The following is a 14,882-nucleotide window of genomic DNA, read 5'->3' as shown; positions in this document are numbered from 1 at the left end:
GCCGGTCCGCTGACTCCCCGGCCCGGGTGACTCTTCCCCATGGCAGCGCCGGTTGCCATCACCTCTTTCCATGACGTGGTGCGCGCAGGCGTAACGCAAGTGATAGTCTCGAGTGACAGTGTCCGAACTCTCCTTTCGGACCCAATTTCTGTGGAGTGATACGTTGATGAGCCACGCCAACCGCGACCCGCACCAGGTGGTCGAGGTCCTGTCCGAAGCCCTGCCCTATATCCAGCAGTTCTCGGGCAAGACCGTGGTGGTCAAATACGGCGGCAACGCCATGACCGAAGATACCCTGATCGACTCCTTTGCCCGCGACATGGTGCTGATGAAGGAAGTCGGCATCAATCCGGTGGTCGTGCACGGCGGCGGCCCTCAGATCGGCGCCCTGCTCAAGAAGCTGAACATCGAATCACGCTTCGTTGACGGCATGCGCGTGACCGACTCAGAGACCATGGATGTGGTCGAGATGGTACTGGGCGGCCTGGTCAACAAGGGCATCGTCAATCTGATCAACCAGTGCGGCGGCAAGGCCATCGGCGTCACCGGCAAGGACAGCGGCCAGATTCGCGCGCGCCAGCTCAAGGTCACCCGCCATATGCCGGGCATGAATGCCTCGGAAATCATCGATATCGGTCACGTCGGTGAAGTCGAGCATGTCTCGACGGATCTGATCGAGCTGCTGACCCGCAATGACTTCATTCCGGTGATAGCGCCGATCGGCGTCGACGATGAGGGACGCAGCTACAATATCAATGCCGACCTGGTCGCCGGCAAGGTCGCAGAAGCGCTGGGGGCGGAGAAGCTGATGCTGCTGACCAACGTCGCCGGCCTTCTGAACGCCGAGGGCGAAGTCATGACGGGGCTGACCACCGAAGCGGTGGATGGACTCATCGAGGACGGCACCATCTATGGCGGCATGCTGCCCAAGATCAGCTGCGCGCTGGATGCCGTCAAGCAGGGCGTGCGCAGTGCACACATCATCGATGGTCGCGTACCGCATGCCACCCTGCTGGAAATCTTCACCAATGCCGGTGTCGGCACCTTGATCAGCAATGCTGATCCGGACACCTCCAAGGCATGAAGAGCATAAAGCCGGGGCCAGACTTCCGGTGATTCGCGCGAGGCCAGCGACACGCCTCAGGACACGGACCCGCCCGCAGCACATCGCTGCAGGCCGCGAGAAATGACAAGATTCCATGACGCAGGCGAATCCAAAACAATCACGTCGCGAACAGATCCTCCAGGCACTTGCCTTGATGCTGGAAGAGGACAGCGGCAAACGTATCACCACCGCGGCATTGGCACGTCAGGTCGGCGTCTCCGAGGCTGCACTCTATCGTCACTTTCCCAGCAAGGCGCGCATGTTCGAAGGGCTGATCGAGTTCATCGAGAGCACCCTGTTCGAGCGCATCGCGCTGATTCTGCAGGACAACGATACGGCTCATGCCAGGGTGCACCATATCCTGAGCCTGCTGCTTGGCTTTGCCGAGAAGAATCCCGGACTGTGCCGCCTGCTCAACGGCGATGCCCTGACCGGGGAGACGGCTCGTCTGCGCGTGCGCATGGCGCAGCTGTTCGAACGTCTCGAGACCCAGCTCAAGCAGGTGCTGCGCGAGGCCGAGCCTCGTGAAGGCCTGCGGCCTGCCATTACCGTGACAGCCGCAGCCAATCTCCTGCTGGCCAGTGCCGAAGGCCGCATCGGACAGTATGTCCGCAGCGACTATCGCAAGCGACCCACCGAGCACTGGGAAGAACAGTGGAGACTGTTGAGTCGCGACCTGCTGCTGAGCAGCCAGGAGCGGATTGCCGTCTGACGGCCCTCCGCATGAGCAAAAGAAAAGCCCCCGCCTCGAAGAGACGGGGGCTTTTTCATGCCACCTTCACGTGCAGACTCAGTTGCCAGGCCCATAGCGCTCGACGATGGCCGTCGCCGTCATCGGGCGTGCCAGCAGGTAGCCCTGATAACTGTCGCAGCGCAATCGCTTGAGCCCCTCGAACTGGGCCTGTGTCTCGACCCCTTCCGCCACGATCTCGTGCCCCATCGAATGCCCCAGACTGATGATGGCACCTACCAGCTGGATGGCCTGCTCATTGGCTCCCTGCTCGCTGGCCACCTGACCGCCGCGCCCTTGCTCGGACGCATCTTCCGCCAGGGCGTCCATCTTCATCACGAAGCTGCGGTCGACCTTGAGCACATCCAGCGGCAGGGAAGACAGATAGGACAGTGACGAGTATCCCTGCCCGAAGTCATCCAGCGCCACACGCACACCGAGCTCCCGCAGTGCTCTCAGCACGCTGAGCCCACCCTCCATGTCCTGGATCAACAGGGTCTCCGTGACCTCGACCTCCAGGCGCGTCGGCGCGAGATTCTGACTCTCGAGCACGCTGATCACTTCATGCTCATAGCCCGAAGTCAGCTGACGCGCCGAGAGGTTGACGGCCATGCGCGGCATGTAAAGGCCGCTTTCCTGCCAGCGCACCATCTGGGCGCAGGCCTCTTCCAGCACGAAACGCCCCAGCCGGAAGATGAGCCCCGTCTCTTCCGCGAGCGGAATGAACTGGGCCGGAGAGATCATGCCCAGCTCAGGATGGTGCCAGCGCAGCAGCGCCTCGACCCCCAACAGCTCTCCCGCCGCGTTCAGCTGCGGCTGGTAGTGAAGGAAGAGCTGCTGGCGCTCGATGGCCTGACGCAGGTCCTGCTCCAGCGTCATGCGCGAGGCGACATGCTTGTCCAGCGAGGATTCCCAGCGCAGGGCATGATCGCCACGCGACTTGGCATGATAGAGCGCCACGTCCGCATTGAGCATCAACGCCTGGGCGTCACCATCTGCCTCGGCCAGGGAGTAGCCGGCCGTCAGGCTGATGATCAAGGGGCGCCCGAGAATCGTGAAGGGGCGCTCCAGCTTCTGCTGGACATCGGCCACGATCTGCTCGGCTTGCTCGCCGACCTGAGGGAAGTAGAGGCCGAACTCATCCGCCCCGAGACGCGCGACCAGGCCACCGGGCGGCAGGATGCGCCGCAGGCGCTCACCGATCGAGACCAGCAGCTGATCCCCCGCCTCATGCCCCAGGCCATCATTCACCGTCGAGAAGCGATCGATGTCGGCATAGATCATCACGCCTCCGATCGCGACCCGCTCATCCGCCGCCGCCATGAAGGCCTTGCGGTTGTAGAGCCCCGTCAAGGCATCGTGGCGCGCCAGGTAGTCGAGCTGACGCTCCGACTCCTTGTGGGCGCTGATGTCCAGCAGCAGGCCTTCCCAGTAACGTACGACCTCCTCTCCCTCGATCATCACGCTGCGGTCCAGCACCCAGCGCTCGTGATCCGCGACGATTCTGAACACCTGTTCATGACGCATCTGAGCGCACATCGCCCAGTGACGCGCCGACGCGACGGACGGGCGATCCTCGGGATGGATCAGCTCATTGAGAGTGATGCCGGCCCCGACCAGAGACTCGGCCGAACGTCCGAACAATTCCGCGGCGCCACTGCTGATGAAGGTCAGCGTGCCGGTGTTGACCTCGATGCGATACACCACACCGGGCAGGTTATCCATCAAGGTCACCAGAGTACGCGAGCGCGCCGCCATCGATTCGAGCTCGCCCTCCAGCTCATCGTGGCGCTCACTGCGTTGCCGCTCGGCACGCGCGATCATCACGCCAAGCACCACCAGGAAGATGCCTCCCAGCAGCAGACCGAACCAGATACGCTGCCACCAGACCCACCACAGGCTCGAGACGGGCTGACTGACGACGCTGAACAGCTTGAGTGGTGCGATAAAACTGCCCGCCGCCATGCGCGGACGGCCATCAAAGCCGTCCACGTGATAGCGCCGCACGCCACGCTCGGAGATGTACTTGCCCATGTTGGCCAGCGTCGGCAACGGCAACTTTCCCGTCACCCCCAGCGCGTGCTCCTGGGGGCTGGAAAACAGCAGCAGTCCGTTGGTCGAGAACAGGCGCAGGCGCTGCCCGTCATCCGCCCCCGGATTGGCCAGCAGACTTCTGGACTCCGAGAAATCCAGGCACCCGATCAGCAGCCACGCCTTGTCCTCGAGCTGCATATGGCGATAGAAAGGCAAGCCGGGCTGTCCGGACCCGAGAGGCAGTGCCGAACCGAACAACAGATTGCTTCTGCCGGGCAGGGATTGCGCCTCGGCCTGCGAGAGCTGCCACTTGCAGCTGCGCCCGACACCGATCTGATTGAGGCTGCTGCCACGATAATCGGCGAACGGCACCATCATCAGGGAGACCAGCGCCGGATGACGCCCCAGCGCACTCTCGAGCGAGCCTCTCCACTGCCTTGGTGTCTCCTCGTGCAACACACGCTCGAGCACCATCATCTCGCGGGCGACATCCGCCACGAGCTGTTCAGTCGAGATGTGCAGTTGCGTATCGAGCGCTTCGAGGCGTTGCATCTCCTGTTCGCGGACATCAAACCATTGTCCCGCCAGAAACAGCCCGCCCAACACCACCAGCAAAGCGACATTGATGCCAAGGATGCGCCACAGTGAATGTGTGCCTGGTTGACGCGAGGTAATCGGGTCCACATAGCCACCAATGAGGAAGGGAAATGACCGCTTAGCGTAGAGCAACAGAATGAAACATTCTGTTGCACGATACAACTGTCTACTGCCATAGCCGGTCGTTTCACTGTCCCTCAACGACAGAAGCCCCGCCGGAACACCGGCGGGGCTTCATCTACTGCGGGAAGTCAGCGAGGGAGTGTCAGGCAGCGAACCCTTCGCTCATGTCACCCATCGATTCACGCAGCTTCTTCATGGCGTTCTTTTCCAGCTGACGGATACGTTCTGCCGAGACACTGTAGATGTCTGCCAGCTCGTGCAACGTCGCCTTGTTGTCGCTCAACCAGCGCTGCTGGAGGATATCGCGCGAACGCTCATCCAATGCTGCCAGTGCCTTGAGCAGACGCCCGTGGGAGTCATCTTCCAGATCCTGCTGCTCGACCTGAGCCGCCGGATCGAGACTGTGGTCCTCGAGATAATTGACCGGCGCCTGGTAAGCGGAGCTCTCGTCATCACTGGGACCCGCATCGAAGCCGGCATCGTGTGCCGAGAGACGACTTTCCATCTCGCGTACCACCGATGGCTTGACGTCCAGGTCGCCTGCGATGGCGTCCACTTCTTCATTGTTCAGCCATGCCAGACGCTTCTTGGCACCGCGAAGATTGAAGAACAGCTTGCGCTGGGCCTTGGTGGTCGCGACTTTCACGATGCGCCAGTTGCGCAGCACGAACTCGTGAATCTCGGCCTTGATCCAATGCACGGCAAAGGACACGAGGCGAACGCCCTGATGGGGGTCAAAGCGCTTGACCGCTTTCATCAGGCCGACATTGCCTTCCTGGATCAGGTCCGCCTGCTGCAAGCCATAGCCGCTGTAGCTGCGCGCGATATGTACCACGAAACGCAGGTGCGACATGACGAGTCGACGGGCCGACTCCAGATGATTCTCTTCATGCAACCGCAGGGCAAGCTCATGCTCTTCTTCAGCAGTAAGCACAGCGATACGGTTCACCGACTGGATATAGCCGTTTAGATCTTGACCCGGTGACAGGTGGCCAAGTGGCTGAAGACTGGTGCTCATAATGCAGATGTCTCCATGGTTGCCTAACACGCATGCAAGTAGTGAGACTGTGAAGGTTGCGACAGGTTCCCGTCAATAGCTGTACATGACGTGTACAATTGTCATGACGAGTAGCGCTTCGTAACGCCAGCGGGTGTGCGGTACGTTTAACCACCCACCAGCCCCTTCACTGACGCCCGGCGCAATTGTTGCCGGAGCGTAACTGATGACCTTTCTGGAGAGGAACACTGGCGGAAAACCGCGAAAAAAGATCGGCATCAGCGCGGAGAAATACTCGCCAGATGACGTCCGACCGCGATCCAGGCCCCCAACCAACCCAGTATTGTACTCGAAAACAGCAGCGTGGTACCCCCTGTGATGCCCAGTGCGGGCAACACATAGTTGCCGCCATAACTTTGTACAAGAGCCGTCACGGGTGCCGCCAACCAGTTACCGCCAAGCGCCAGAATGCCACACGCCAGCAACCCGCCGCCCAGGCCATACCAGGCACCGCTATAAAGGAAGGGACGCCGCACGAAGGCGTGGGTCGCACCGATCAGGGTCACGACCTCGATCTCCTGCCGGCGGCTCTCCACCGACAGCCGGATGGTATTGCCTACCACCAGCAGCACTCCCAGTCCGAAGAGTAGCGCAAGTCCCAGCGTCACTTTCTGACCCAGCTCACTCAATTGACGCAGACGCTCCAGCCATGCCAGATCCAGTCGTGCACTCTCGACGCCCGGCTCGCCCTCGAGGCGTGCGGCAAGATCGCGGACGGATTCCGGCGAGGTATCCAGCGGCGTGATGACGATGCTGGCCGGCAAGGGGTTGTCGTCCAGCAGGCTCAGTGAGCGCTTGAGATCGAGTGCCTGGGCGAATTCCTGCATGCCCTCGGCGGCAGTGATCAGACGTACGCCTCCGACGCCCGGGGCGCCGCGCAGCGAGTCCGACAGCGTCAGTGCCTGGCTCTCGTCGACCGACGTCTCGAGATAGAGGGTGAGCTGAGCGCTGTCATTGAGCTCATTGTCCAGCAGGCGCGCACTGTCCAGCGCCAGCCACAGCGCGGCAGGCAGTGTCAGCGCGATGGCGATCGCCAGCATGGTCAGCAAGCTGGCGACCGGAGTGACCAGCAGACGGCGTGCGCTGTCACGCGCCATGGCGCCATGATGACGCAGCCAGCTGCGATAGCGACTCTCGACGGAAATCCGGCTGGAGCGCGCGCCCTTGCGCGCCTGACGCTCGACAGACTCCGTGGATTCGACAGCGTCCGAGGCGGCCTTGCCGGAACGACCTCTTCCCGCCTGGCGCTTGTCGGACGAGGACTCGTGGTGAGTGCGGGGAGGGCTCATCGGGCCTCCTTGTCGGCAATCAGGCGACCGTCGGAAAGCTCCAGCGTGCGATGGTGCAGACGCGCGATCAGCGCCAGATCATGACTGGCGATCATCACCGTGGTACCGATGCGATTGAAGTCCTCGAACAGACGCATGATATCGGTCGAGAGTTTCGGGTCCAGGTTGCCGGTCGGCTCATCCGCCAGCAGCAAGGCTGGCTTGTTGACCACCGCACGCGCGATGCCCACGCGCTGCTGCTCCCCCCCGGAGAGTTCGATGGGCAGCGCCTTCTCGCGATGCAGCAGGCCCACCTTGTCGAGAGCGGCACGCACGCGACGCGCCTGCTCGCGCGGCGTGACCCCCTGGATCATCAGGGGCAGCGCCACGTTGTGGTAGATGTTGCGATCGCTCAGCAGCTGATGGTCCTGAAAGACCACACCGATCTGGCGGCGGTAGTAAGGCACCTGCGAGGCATGCAGGCGTCCGATATCGTGCCCGGCCACCAGGATACGGCCACGCGAGGGACGCTCGAGGAGCATGATCAGCTTGAGCAATGAGCTCTTCCCTGCCCCGGAATGCCCGGTCAGGAACGCCATCTCGCCACGCTCGATGCGAAAATCGAGCCCGGCGAGTGCATCGAAGCGCCCTCCATAGCGCTTGCCCACATGCTCGAAGGCAATCATGCCTCGCGTGTCTCCGCGCCATCCGCCGGACGTGCATCCTCTTCCTCTCCGGCACGCGCGAACAGGGCGTTGACGAAATCGTCCGCCGCGAAGGGCCGCAGATCATCCACTCCCTCCCCGACACCGATGTAGCGAATCGGCAGATTGAGCTGCTTGGCCAGCGCGAAGATGATGCCACCCTTGGCGGTACCATCCAGCTTGGTCAGCGTCAGGCCGGTGATGTTGACCGCTTCATGGAAGGTGGAGGCCTGTGACAGCGCGTTCTGGCCGGTACCGGCATCCAGCACCAGCATCACTTCGTGGGGCGCGGCGACGTCCAGCTTGGCCATCACGCGCTGCACTTTCTTGAGCTCTTCCATCAGGTGGCTCTTGTTGTGCAGACGGCCCGCGGTATCGGCGATCAGGATATCGACGTTACGCGCCTTGGCGGCTTCCAGAGCGTCATAGATGACCGAGGCGCTGTCAGCACCGGTGTGCTGCGCGATGACCGGCACCTTGTTGCGCTCGCCCCAGACCTTGAGCTGTTCCACCGCTGCGGCACGGAAGGTATCGCCCGCCGCCAGCATCACGCTGCGGCCCTGCCTCTGGTAGCGCTTGGCCAGCTTGCCGATGGTGGTGGTCTTGCCGACCCCGTTGACCCCGATCATCAGGATCACGAAGGGGCCATCGCCCTTGGCCGGCAGCTCGAGATCCTTCGCGACCGGCGCCAGCATCACGCGCAGCTCTTCCTGCAGCGCTTCATAGAGCGCCTGCGGCTCCTTCAATTCCTTGCGCGAGATGCGCGCGGTCAGGTTGTCGATGATCTCGGTGGTGGCCTCGATGCCCACATCTGCCATCAGCAGCTGGGTCTCGAGGTCTTCCATCAGCTCATCGTCGATCTGCTTCTTGCCGAGGAACAGACTGGCGACACCCTCGGTCAGGTTGGCGCGCGTCTTGCCTAGACCTGCCTTGATGCGCGCGAAGAAGCCACGACGCGGCTTCTCACGTCCATCGCGCGCCGTATCGCGGGCATCCTCATCGTCCACCGTGGCATCAGCCTCCGCCACGGCGACTTCGGCAGCACGGGCCTCTTCTTCCAGGCGAGCCTGCTCCAGCGCGGCCTGTTCTTCGGCCTCGATGGCGGCCAGCTGCGCGGCAGCCAGGCGCTCTTCTTCTTCGCGGGCGGCGAGGCGCTCAGCTTCAGCCTTCTCAGCTTCAACTCGGGCGGCTTCCTCGGCGGCGAGACGCTCGGCTTCGGCCTTCTCAGCTGCCGCCTTTTCAGCCTCGACACGGGCGGCTTCCTCGGCGGCGAGGCGCTCGGCTTCGGCTTTCTCAGCTGCCGCCTTTTCAGCCTCGACACGGGCAGCTTCCTCGGCGGCCAGGCGCTCGGTTTCGGCTTTCTCAGCTGCCGCCTTTTCAGCTGCAACCTTTTCAACCTCGACACGGGCGGCTTCCTCGGCGGCCAGGCGCTCGGCTTCCGCCTTTTCGGCCTCTAGCCGGGCTGCCTGCTCGGCAGTGTCCTGCTTGCCTGAGTCCTGCTCGTGGGGCGTGGCATCTTGTGTCTGTTCAAGAGCCTGTTGCTCGAGGGCCTGCTGCTCGGAGGCTTGCTGCTCCTGAGCCTTGTGTTTCTTGCGCTTGAAAAAACCGAACATGGCGAGACAGTCCTGAACTCGTGAAAGTGGCGTCATCCTACCATCCCTTCAGGCCTTAAGGTACGCACCACGCGGCATCCGGCGTCGCACATGCTAGACTCGCGGCATGAAAAAACGCGCACCTCACAAAGGCCCCGCACGGGGCAAATCCTCAGCCCCCTCGCGCTCTGGCAAGGCAGGGCCAGCGGGGCGTCTGCGAATCATCGGCGGACGTTTCAAGCGCCGCCTGCTGACCGTGATCGAGGCGCCCGGCCTGCGACCGACGCCAGACCGCGTTCGCGAGACACTCTACAACTGGCTCGGCTTTCATGTCGGTGGCGCCAGAGTACTGGACCTGTTCGCCGGCAGCGGCGCACTGGGACTCGAGGCGCTGTCACGGGAGGCAGCCCAGGTCACCTTCGTGGAACGCGAGAGCCGTGTCGCTCGGGCGCTGGCCGACAACATCACGACCCTGAGCAATGAAGGCCAGCTGCCGGCGACGGTCATCACCGCCGACGTGATCCACTGGCTACAGAGCGGCACCCCGCCCGAGGAGGGCGTGGATCTGGTCCTGCTCGACCCGCCCTTCCGGCTCGGACTCGCCGCCGAGAGCTGCGAGCTGCTCGAGTCGCGGGGCTGGTTGAAGGATGGCGCCATGATCTACCTGGAAGTCGAGGCGGAGCTGACGCCTCAGGTCCCCGCCAACTGGCAGCTGCATCGCGAGAGTCGCGCCGGCGACAGTCACGGACGCCTCTATCGACGCCAGCAACCGGCCTGAGCACCTTTCGCGCTTGTGTCGATAAAGGCAGCATCGTAGTCTGCCTGCAGGCGGGTATCGCTGCGCCGTTCCGGCAGGGACTGCCGGGGTGGCCGATCTTCATCGCACCAGCATTCACCGCATACTTTTACCGCCCTCAACGAACACCCTCGAGCCCTTGGGGCCCGACAAGGAGATAGCATGAGCACTGAACTCTTTACCCAGCTTGAGCAGAAAGTCGGCCAGGCGATCGACTCCATCGAGATGCTGAAGATGGAAGTCGATGAGCTGAAGGAAGAAAACCAGCGTCTGAGCGACGCCAAGCAAGGCCAGGGCGAGGAACTGGAGCAGCTGCGTCAGACCAATGCGCGCCTGCAGGAAGAGCGCGACCAGTGGGCGAGCCGTCTGGAAGGCCTGATCGCCCGCTTCAGCGAGAACGAGAGCGAGACCCAGAGCGCCTGATCACTCTGGCCTTGCACGACAACGCCGCCGACAGTCTCCTGTCGGCGGCGTTGTCGTCTCTGTCAGCAGTCGCTTGCGATGTGCCCCAGAAGGCCAGCCTCTGAAGAGACGTCCTGCCGGCACCTCACTCCAGTGACAGCGACATCAGCAGCGCATCTTCGCGAGTTCCCGAGGGCGCAGGAGGCAAGGCCGGGTAGTAGCCGCGCCGCACGCCATCCACATGGAACCCGGCATGCGCATAGAGCGCACGCGCCGCGTCATTGCCTGCGCGCACCTCCAGCAACAGGCGCTCCAGCCCAGTGGCATGATGCCATTGTCTGGCGCACTCGATCGCCGCCTGCAACAGGACCCGCCCGATACCCTGACCGCGCAGGTCAGCATGCACGGTGATCGCCTCGATCTCGGCCTCGAAAGGACCGCGCGCCAGTACCACGAATCCCGCCAACCGCTCAGGCGTGGCTGGCGCATGCCAGCCAAGAATGCAGCGTGAGGCATCGCTGAGCACATCCGCCAGCTGGCATCTGGAGAGCCCATGCGCCTGGGTGCTCTCGATGGCCTGCAATGCCGCCAGCGTCGCATCGTCCAGCACCAGCTTGCGCACCGCGCCCGTCTCGCCGTCAGCCCCGCTCATGACGACGTGCCTTCCGTCATCCCGCGGGACCACGCCTTTCCCCAGCGAATCAGCAGCGGCCACAGCTGGCGCTTGGCATCACTGGAGCGCGCCAGCGTGGCAAGCTCAGGCCCCTGCCAGACGGGAATGTCCAGCAGGCTTGAGGTTTCGGCGTCTCCCGAGGAGGAGGTGATGCCCAGCACCTCACGCAGGGTCGCGCAGTCTTCGCGATTGCCGAAGATCAGGACCCGCTCGGGCTGCCAATCACGGCGTGCGGGGCCATTCAGGAAGGCCCGCAATCCCTCCCGAGCCTCATCCAGCGGTGCACTGGCCTTGAGGTTCGCGAGCAATGGCCAGCGGAAGTGACTGAACGTCAGGTCTGTCGTCGGCGTGATGCCTGCCGCCCGCCACAATGCCTTCAGCAACGCCTCGCCTTCCAGATGCGGCGCCTCATCACCGGGCAACATGACCAACCAGCGTCCGTCGAGTGCTGCCAGCTGTACGCTGAATCGCAGCGGCGGCTGGTCGGCCGGAGGCGTGACCTGCGCCTCGACCACTGTCTCCGTCGTCGCCTGAGCAGGTGGCGTTCCCCAGGAGGCCGTGCTGCTTGACTCGTCCCCCGTCGCCACGGCCGTGGCCACGGAGGCCTCGGCCGGCGCCATGCCCAGCAAGGCGCGTGCACTCGAGGCCGGAGAAGGTCCTGCCGGGCGAGGCGTTGCGCTGCCGGCCTGGGCGGAGGAGGCATGACTGGCATTCGCCGCCTGGTGGGCAGCAGCCGGACGCGGCGCCTCATCGATCAGCGCGTGCAGGCGCGCCTGAGGCGCGACCGCCTCCGCCGCTTGCGGCTCGGGCCAGTCACACGCCTGGGTGGGCAAGGCATTGGGCAGCTGATAGCGACCGACCCAGGCGGTCAGTCCCATCGCGTCCAGATATTGCAGGCGTTGCGGTTCAGGGGTCATGGTCAGTGCTTGCCGCCGCCCAGACAGTTGGGGGAATCCGGAATCTCGCCGCCGCGTGCCGCCCACTCCTGCGCGGTGTACAGGTGCAGCGCCAGTGCGTGCACCGGGCCATCCAGCTCTTCGCTGAGCAATGAATATAACTGCTGGTGACGCTTGACCCGCGACAGGCCGCTGAAGCGGTCGCTGACCAGGGTGACCTTGAAGTGGGTCTCGGAATTGGCCGGCACGCTATGCATATGGCTCTCGTTGACGACTTCGACCATCAACGGGTCAAGCGTCGAGAGCTTGGTGTCTATCTGGGTCTGGATGCTCATGCGCAATCTCCTTGAAGGGGGGAAGCCGCACGACGGACATGCGGAAAATTGAGGGTGACGATGCGATCGTCACAACGCAAATGGCCTCGGGCATTATGCCCGAGGCCATTGTAGCGTCTGTCGCCATCACTGACAGTCATTGCTGACGGCGCTTGCTGACAGCTCTTGCGGAAAGTGCGGCGACGGCGGCCATCATGCCGGAAAGTCAGTCAAGATCGGCCAGCAGCTCGTCATCGACTTCGCTGACTTCCAGCGGTGCCTCGTCGTCCAGGTCGACCGCCAGATAGCTGTGCTCGACGGTCAGGAAGCGCTCGAAGAGTGCCTTGTCCATCGGCTCCGGCCAATGGCGGGTGTCTTCTTCCCAGGCGCGCAGCTCGCTTTCCAGCACGTCCAGCCAGCGCTCGGAGACGAAGCCGTCCAGCGCCTCACGCGTGTCCATCTCGGGAATCAGGTAGACGGTGCTCTCCTGATTGACATCCTCCAGCGCCAGATCCTCGCCTCCCTCGCCTTCGGATTCCAGCGAGTTGATCCAGTCGACAAACGCCTGGGTCGGCTTGACGCTCAGGGCGGAACGGTTAAGCAGCTTCATTCTGCACTCTCCAGGACATTCAGGGACAATTCCGAGACAGGACACACCGTGGATGGCAGCGCCGCTCATGAAGCAGGCACGCGATGCGGGTGAGCCTCGAGGTGTCCAGCGCACCACTCTGGCAGTGCCAGGGCGCCAGCAGACTGGACGCCGACCATTATGGCCGCTCGCGGGCAACAAAGCCAAGCGCCGCCTTACCTCATCAACCCCGAGCATGCCCCGCGAGGCACTTATCATCAGTCATTCGTGTGAGGCAGAGACCACAACGCCCCCGATCAGAAATCGGAGGCGTTGTGGGTGCCATCAGCGTGGCCCCTCACGATGGCGCATCACGCTGACGCATCATGAGGGGCTGGCGGCCTGCTGCTCAGCCCTGCTGCGGACGCATCGCCGGGAACAGCAGCACGTCGCGGATGGAGGCGCTGTCGGTCAGCAGCATCACCAGACGGTCGATGCCGATGCCTTCACCGGCGGTCGGCGGCATGCCGTATTCCAGCGCGCGCACGTAGTCGGCGTCGTAGAACATGGCTTCGTCATCACCGGCGTCCTTCTCGGCCACCTGAGCCTGGAAGCGCTCGGCCTGGTCCTCGGCGTCGTTGAGCTCCGAGAAGCCATTGGCGATCTCGCGGCCACCGACGAAGAACTCGAAGCGATCGGTCACGTGCGGGTTGGCATCGTTGCGACGCGCCAGCGGGCTGACTTCGGCCGGATATTCGGTGATGAAGGTCGGCTGGTCGAGACGGTGCTCGGCGACTTCCTCGAAGATCTCGGTCTCGAGCTTGCCCAGCCCCCAGATCGGCTTGACCTGGATACCGAGACGCTCCGCCGTGGCGCGTGCGGCTTCGTAATCGGCCAGGTCGGCTTCGGTGATGCCATCACCGTACTTGATGATCGACTCGCGCATGGTCATCTGGATGAACGGCTGGCTCAGGTCGTATTCGCTGCCCTGACAGGTGATCTGCGTAGTGCCGAGCACTTCCTGGGCGGCGGTGCGGATCATGTCTTCGGTCAGCGCGATCAGGTCACGGTAGTCCGCGTAGGCCCAGTAGAACTCGAGCATGGTGAACTCGGGGTTGTGACGCGTCGACAGCCCTTCGTTGCGGAAGTTGCGGTTGATCTCGAACACGCGCTCGAAGCCACCCACCACCAGACGCTTGAGGTAAAGCTCCGGCGCGATGCGCAGGTACATTTCCATGTCCAGCGCATTGTGGTGCGTGATGAACGGACGCGCGGTCGCGCCACCCGGAATCTGCTGCAGCATCGGCGTCTCGACTTCCATGAAGCCACGATCGCTGAGGAAACGACGGATGGAGGCGACGATGCCGGCACGCAGCGCGAAGGTGCGACGTGACTGCTCGTTCATGATCAGGTCGACATAACGCTGGCGATAGCGCATTTCCTGATCGGACAGACCATGGAACTTGTCCGGCAGCGGGCGCAGGTTCTTGGTCATCAGCTGGGCGCTTTCGATCATGACGTACAGATCGCCCTTGCCGGATTTGTGCACCGGGCCACTGGCACCGACGATGTCACCGATGTCCCAGCTCTTGATGTCCTCGAGCAGCGCTTCCGGCAGGCCCTTCTTGTCGACGTAGAGCTGAATCTGGCCGGAGACTTCCTGCAGCACGATGAAGGGGCCACGTTTGCGCATGATACGCCCGGCGACGGCGGCCTTGCGGTCCAGCGTCTCCAGCTCGGCCTTGTCCTTCTCGCCCAGCTCTTCCATCAGGTCAGCGGCGAGGCTGTCACGACGGAAATCATTCGGGAAGGCACTCTTGCCTTCGGCGGCGGCCTGCTCGCGGCGGGCGTTCAGCTTGGCGCGACGTTCGGCGATCAGGCGGTTCTCTTCCTGAGCCTGTTCGGCGGCCTGCTGCTCATCAATGGCGGGGGTCTGCTCTGTCGACATGGAGGGGCCTGTCTCGTGTCAAAGGGTCATGGCCTGGGCCACGACAGATCATGATCAGCCTGACGATAGTGACCA

General features: G+C 63.3%; 14 protein-coding genes. 4 read left to right on the top strand and 10 right to left on the bottom strand.

The window, feature by feature from the left end; all coding sequences use genetic code 11:
* Positions 1 to 166: 166 nt before the first annotated feature.
* Positions 167 to 1,084: an acetylglutamate kinase gene (argB, locus tag QD228_RS11450; protein ID WP_084207805.1), complete on the top strand. Its 918-nt coding sequence runs from the start codon at positions 167 to 169 to the stop codon at positions 1,082 to 1,084.
* Between the two features lie 115 nt (positions 1,085 to 1,199).
* The gene (gene slmA, locus QD228_RS11445) at positions 1,200 to 1,817 is read left to right on the top strand and encodes a nucleoid occlusion factor SlmA (protein ID WP_077377757.1); all 618 of its coding nucleotides are present in this window, start codon (positions 1,200 to 1,202) and stop codon (positions 1,815 to 1,817) included.
* A gap of 78 nt (positions 1,818 to 1,895) precedes the next feature.
* On the opposite strand, the gene QD228_RS11440 is transcribed toward slmA, so the two are convergent.
* From QD228_RS11440 to ftsY, 5 genes are all read right to left on the bottom strand, one after another.
* Complete coding sequence (locus tag QD228_RS11440) at positions 1,896 to 4,553, bottom strand: GGDEF and EAL domain-containing protein (RefSeq protein WP_279875629.1); 2,658 nt, start codon at positions 4,551 to 4,553, stop codon at positions 1,896 to 1,898.
* Positions 4,554 to 4,731: 178 nt separating this feature from the next.
* Entirely contained in the window at positions 4,732 to 5,607 is an 876-nt protein-coding gene (gene rpoH, locus QD228_RS11435; RefSeq protein WP_084207803.1) for an RNA polymerase sigma factor RpoH, read from the bottom strand.
* Between the two features lie 257 nt (positions 5,608 to 5,864).
* On the bottom strand, positions 5,865 to 6,935 hold the full coding sequence (ftsX, locus tag QD228_RS11430; protein WP_279875628.1) for a permease-like cell division protein FtsX: 1,071 nt from the start codon (positions 6,933 to 6,935) through the stop codon (positions 5,865 to 5,867).
* The gene (gene ftsE / locus QD228_RS11425; protein WP_279875626.1) at positions 6,932 to 7,600 is read right to left on the bottom strand and encodes a cell division ATP-binding protein FtsE; all 669 of its coding nucleotides are present in this window, start codon (positions 7,598 to 7,600) and stop codon (positions 6,932 to 6,934) included. The genes ftsX and ftsE overlap by 4 nt, the downstream gene beginning before the upstream one ends.
* Positions 7,597 to 9,231 (bottom strand): signal recognition particle-docking protein FtsY, encoded by a 1,635-nt coding sequence (ftsY, locus tag QD228_RS11420; protein ID WP_279875625.1) that lies wholly within the window; start codon positions 9,229 to 9,231, stop codon positions 7,597 to 7,599. The genes ftsE and ftsY overlap by 4 nt, the downstream gene beginning before the upstream one ends.
* Positions 9,232 to 9,337: 106 nt before the next feature.
* Between ftsY and rsmD the strand changes: the two genes are divergently transcribed.
* Entirely contained in the window at positions 9,338 to 9,988 is a 651-nt protein-coding gene (gene rsmD, locus QD228_RS11415) for a 16S rRNA (guanine(966)-N(2))-methyltransferase RsmD (protein ID WP_084207800.1), read from the top strand.
* A 180-nt stretch (positions 9,989 to 10,168) separates the two neighbouring features.
* On the top strand, positions 10,169 to 10,429 hold the full coding sequence (locus QD228_RS11410) for a cell division protein ZapB (protein WP_279875623.1): 261 nt from the start codon (positions 10,169 to 10,171) through the stop codon (positions 10,427 to 10,429).
* A gap of 124 nt (positions 10,430 to 10,553) precedes the next feature.
* Here QD228_RS11410 and QD228_RS11405 read toward each other — a convergent pair whose 3' ends face one another.
* The 5 genes from QD228_RS11405 to lysS form a co-directional block, all read right to left on the bottom strand.
* Positions 10,554 to 11,060, bottom strand: coding sequence for a GNAT family N-acetyltransferase (locus tag QD228_RS11405; protein ID WP_279875622.1), 507 nt, complete (start codon positions 11,058 to 11,060; stop codon positions 10,554 to 10,556).
* Complete coding sequence (locus QD228_RS11400) at positions 11,057 to 11,998, bottom strand: hypothetical protein (protein ID WP_279875620.1); 942 nt, start codon at positions 11,996 to 11,998, stop codon at positions 11,057 to 11,059. The genes QD228_RS11405 and QD228_RS11400 overlap by 4 nt, the downstream gene beginning before the upstream one ends.
* A gap of 2 nt (positions 11,999 to 12,000) precedes the next feature.
* Positions 12,001 to 12,312, bottom strand: a complete 312-nt coding sequence (locus tag QD228_RS11395) for a BolA/IbaG family iron-sulfur metabolism protein (RefSeq protein ID WP_279875618.1) — start codon at positions 12,310 to 12,312, stop codon at positions 12,001 to 12,003.
* Positions 12,313 to 12,517: 205 nt separating this feature from the next.
* Complete coding sequence (locus QD228_RS11390) at positions 12,518 to 12,901, bottom strand: hypothetical protein (protein ID WP_043336300.1); 384 nt, start codon at positions 12,899 to 12,901, stop codon at positions 12,518 to 12,520.
* 367 nt (positions 12,902 to 13,268) lie between these two features.
* Positions 13,269 to 14,807, bottom strand: coding sequence for a lysine--tRNA ligase (gene lysS, locus QD228_RS11385; protein WP_279875616.1), 1,539 nt, complete (start codon positions 14,805 to 14,807; stop codon positions 13,269 to 13,271).
* Positions 14,808 to 14,882: the final 75 nt, after the last annotated feature.

It is taken from the genome of Cobetia sp. 3AK (assembly GCF_029846335.1).
Lineage (GTDB): Bacteria > Pseudomonadota > Gammaproteobacteria > Pseudomonadales > Halomonadaceae > Cobetia > Cobetia marina.
Note: the sequence above shows the minus strand (reverse complement) of the source record. Positions and strands in the feature narration are given on the sequence as shown.